The 2,698-nt window shown below is 60.2% G+C and carries 3 protein-coding genes; all 3 read left to right on the top strand.

The genetic code is table 11. The features are described from left to right. The first annotated feature begins 54 nt into the window (after positions 1-54). The 3 genes from xseA to folD all read left to right on the top strand — a co-directional run bounded on the left by xseA (position 55) and on the right by folD (position 2,502). The gene (gene xseA / locus NW815_RS02920; protein WP_414390685.1) at positions 55-1,311 is read left to right on the top strand and encodes an exodeoxyribonuclease VII large subunit; all 1,257 of its coding nucleotides are present in this window, start codon (positions 55-57) and stop codon (positions 1,309-1,311) included. Next, a complete protein-coding gene (xseB, locus tag NW815_RS02925) occupies positions 1,292-1,528 on the top strand; it encodes an exodeoxyribonuclease VII small subunit (RefSeq protein WP_011431761.1) in 237 nt (78 codons plus the stop codon). The genes xseA and xseB overlap by 20 nt, the downstream gene beginning before the upstream one ends. Positions 1,529-1,620: 92 nt before the next feature. Beyond that, the gene (gene folD, locus NW815_RS02930; RefSeq protein WP_011431762.1) at positions 1,621-2,502 is read left to right on the top strand and encodes a bifunctional methylenetetrahydrofolate dehydrogenase/methenyltetrahydrofolate cyclohydrolase FolD; all 882 of its coding nucleotides are present in this window, start codon (positions 1,621-1,623) and stop codon (positions 2,500-2,502) included. Positions 2,503-2,698 lie beyond the last annotated feature (196 nt).

The raw sequence follows: 2,698 nt of genomic DNA on the forward strand, positions 1-2,698 counted from the left end.
GCTACCGAAAGCCCGCCCTGTACTGCGAAGTAGTCAGGGTCGGGTAGTTTACAAGTGACTTTAGCCGCCCGCAGCAGTGGGATGGAGTTTTTGCTCACGGATGAAGCTCCCCTGCTCTCGGTGGGGGGAGTGTCCCGTTATTTGAAATCGCTGCTGGCCGGGGATCCCTACTTGGCCAGGCTGTGGGTGAGCGGGGAAGTCTCCAGTTGCCAGCGCAACCGCAATGGCCACCTGTTCTTGACCCTAGTCGATCCGGAAACCGGTGACGTTCTCAAGGGGGTGGTCTGGCAGGGCCAAACTTCCAGGCTCAGCTTCTGGCCGGAAGTGGGGCAACAGGTGCTTGCCCTTGGGCAACTTGGCATCTATAGCGGCGGCAGCCATTATCGCCTCGTCATCTGGCAATTGCTGCCTGCCGGGGAAGGGCTGTTGGCGTTGCGATTTCAACAGCTCAAGGCCCGCCTCAGTGCCGAGGGCTTGTTCGACAACCAACGACCTCTGCCTGTTCATCCCCAGTGCATTGCCGTCGTCAGTTCCCCCCACGCTGCCGGCTGGGGAGATATTCGGCGCACCCTCAACCAGCGCTACCCCGGGCTACGGGTGCTGTTCTCCCCAGCTCAAGTGCAAGGGGAGGCGGCCCCGGAATCAATTGTGCGGGCCATTCGCCGGGTGGAACAGGATGGGCGGGCGGAAGTGCTTCTTTTGGCGCGGGGCGGTGGAGCCAGCGAAGATTTGGCCTGTTTTAACGATGAGCGGGTGGTGCGAGCCATTGCCGAATGTCGGATCCCGGTGGTCACCGGGATTGGCCACCAGCGGGATGAAACCCTGGCTGACTACGCTGCCGACTACGCCGCCCATACCCCAACGGCAGCTGCCGAGCGGATCGTGCCGGATCTGGGGGAATTGCAGCGTCAGGGATCCCAGTTGCGCCAGAAGTTGATCGAACGCACTCGCCAAGCTTTGGAAAGGGCCCAGCAGCGTTTGCAGCAGGCCCAGCACCACTTGGTCTACGTGCATCCAGAGCGGCTGTTGCAACAGGCTCAGGAGCGCTTGACCCAGCGCCAACATCGCCTGCTCCAAGCCGTGCGCCATCGCCTCCGGCAACACCAACAGCACCAACAGGCCCTGCAAGATCGCCTCCAAGCGCTCGATCCCGAAGCCATTCTGAAACGGGGCTATGCCTTGGTGCGAGATGAAGAGGGATCCCTGATCCGCACCCATCGCCTGCCTCCCCAAACCCGCCTGATGATACAACTGGCCTCGGGAAGCCTATGGGTACGAGTAGAGGAGAGCCATGAGCCGCCGCAAACGTGAGGAGCCGTGGCGCTATGAAGCAGCCATTGCCGAGGTGGAAACTTTGATTGCCCAGATTGAATCGGGGGAACTGGATCTGGCGGAAGTGGTGGAGCGCTTTCAACAGGCCGCCCAAACCCTGAAAACCTGCGCGGACTTTTTAGAGCAAAAGCGGCAGCAGGTGGAGATCATCATCGAGCAATTGGGCCAAGAGGAAGAAGACCTGCCCGAATCATAGGGATCCCACCCGATCATTTCCCCTGCACTGCTGTTGCCATTCTGCTTCACTATGGATGGTCGTTGGATGGTTGTCTTTATCCTTGCGCCCCCATGCCCGCAAAAATCCTCGATGGCAAAGCCTTAGCCGCCCGTCTGCAAGCGGAGATGGCCGCCCAAGTGCAAGCTTGGATACCTCAGGTGGGGCGACCACCGGGATTGGCAGTGCTGCGGGTTGGAGAGGATCCCGCCAGTGCGGCTTATGTGCGCGGCAAAGAGCGGGCCTGTGAGCGGTTGGGCATTGCTTCTTTTGGCCGACATTTTTCCGCCCAAGACTCCCCTGCCCATTTGCTCGACACCATCGACCAACTCAATCAGGACGAGCGGGTGGATGGCATCCTCGTCCAACTGCCCCTGCCCCCCGGCTGGGATCCCATCCCCCCCCTTCTGGCCATCAATCCCGACAAAGATGTGGATGGACTCCATCCCCTCAACCTGGGCCGGCTGTTGCGCGGCGAGCCCGGCCTACGCAGTTGTACCCCTTTGGGCGTGATGCGCCTGTTGCAGGCAGAAGGGATCCCGATTGCAGGCCGAAAGGCAGTGGTGGTCGGTCGCAGCATCTTGGTGGGCAAGCCCTTGAGCTTGATGTTGTTGGCCGCCGATGCGACGGTCACCCTAGCCCACTCCCGCACCCCCGACTTGGCAGAAGTGACCCGCGCCGCCGACATTGTGGTGATGGCCGTGGGCCGCCCCCGCCTATTGAGGGCAGACATGGTGAAACCCGGCGCGGTGGTCATCGACGTTGGCATCAACCGCATCGAGACCCCCACCGGAGCCGAGCAATTGGTGGGAGATGTGGACTATGAAGCGGTCAAAGAGCTGGCCGCTGCCATCACGCCCGTACCGGGCGGCGTAGGGCCGATGACGGTAACGATGCTGCTGGCCAACACCCTACAGAGCTATAAACTGCGCAGCCACTTGTGTAGTCATTATTAAACAGGAATGAAACATTTCTGTTGCATTGTTCCCTAACTTCCCTCTCTCTCTGGGAGAAGAGCTGGGGTTGGTCGCGGCAGCGGCACAGAGCGCTTGGGGAGTGTCTCAATCTAGCTTGAAATGACTATGGTTTGGAGACTGTTCTCAAAATGTTCTGTTGCTTGGATCCTGATACATTTACGCTGAACACTGCTGA

It is taken from the genome of Synechococcus sp. R6-7 (genome assembly GCF_047461695.1).
GTDB lineage: Bacteria > Cyanobacteriota > Cyanobacteriia > Thermostichales > Thermostichaceae > Thermostichus.